The sequence below is a fragment of the Bacillus sp. JJ1532 genome (genome assembly GCF_036965085.1).
Classification (GTDB): Bacteria; Bacillota; Bacilli; order Bacillales; family Cytobacillaceae; genus Cytobacillus.
In genome coordinates this window covers 1-1265 of sequence record NZ_JBALOW010000149.1, presented here as the reverse complement: position 1 = coordinate 1265, position 1265 = coordinate 1, and the positions used below count along the sequence as shown (strand labels likewise).

The following is a 1265-nucleotide window of genomic DNA, read 5'->3' as shown; positions in this document are numbered from 1 at the left end:
ATGAAGGCAGAAAAATTGATTGCCGTGTAACAAAAACAATTGTCCGCGGAAATATCGTGTTCGATTTAGAAAAGGGAATTGTCGGAAGCCCTATCGGAAAACTTATTTCAGTAAAATAATTCTTTATAGTCCTATATATAGATACCCTTTGCTATTGTCGGCGATCGACAATGGCAAAGGGTTAAAAAAATGTTGGGGAGAGGGAAATATGGCAACTTATGATTTAATTATCAAAAACGGTACAATTGTAACTGCGGAATCAGTCGTTCAAGGTGATGTCGCGATCAAGGATGGAAAAATTCAAGAAGTATCTATTGGTAAATCTATTGAAGCAGCTGCAGAAAAAGAAATTAACGCAGAAGGATTACATATTCTTCCTGGATTAATTGATACGCATGTTCATTTTAATGAGCCAGGAAGAACGGAATGGGAAGGTCTTGAAACGGGAAGCAGAAGTTTAGCTGCTGGCGGGGCAACATCTTTCTTTGATATGCCATTAAACAGCACGCCTCCAACGATCAATAAAGCAAATTTAGATTTAAAAAAAGCTTGTGCTGATGAGAAATCTATCGTAAATCCATATTACTGGGGCGGACTCGTACCAGAAAATATTGCTGACCTTAAAGAGCTTCACGAAAATGGTGTTATTGGCTTTAAAGCCTTTATGTCACCAAGCGGAATTGCGGATTTCAACCATGTTGACGATGAAACCATTTTCAAAGGTATGAAGAAGATTGCATCTTTCGGTTCTTTATTGGCAGTTCACGCTGAAAGCACAGTTATTTGTGATCAGTTAGCAAAAGAAAAGCAAAGTGAAGGCAAAACGTCAGCAAGGGATTTTGTTGAATCAAGGCCGATTATTTCTGAAATTGAAGCAGTTAGAAGAATTATCTCTTATGCTGAAGCAACTGGCTGTAAGCTGCATGTTGTTCATGCAAGCAGCCGAAAAGTAGTGGAAGTTATTACAGAAGCAAAACAAAGAGGCGTAGATATTACGGTCGAAACTTGCCCGCACTATCTTGCTTTAACTGTAAAAGATTTAGAAGAAAAAGGCGGATTAGCAAAATGCTGCCCTCCATTGCGTGATGAAGAAGAAGTCGAAGATCTATGGGCTGCTGTAGCGAATGGTGAAATTAACGTCATCGCTTCTGACCACTCACCAGCACCTGCATCTATGAAAACAATTACAGACAACTATTTCGAAGGCTGGGGCGGTATCTCTGGTGCTCAATCAACATTAAATATTATGTTGACTGAAGGGCATT

Annotated in this window: 1 protein-coding gene; it reads left to right on the top strand. The window is 39.3% G+C overall.

The features are described 5' to 3' along the window. Positions 1–208: 208 nt before the first annotated feature. Positions 209–1265, top strand: a 1057-nt coding sequence (allB, locus tag V7122_RS25560; RefSeq protein ID WP_335530130.1) for an allantoinase AllB, incomplete at its 3' end; no start/stop codon positions are given.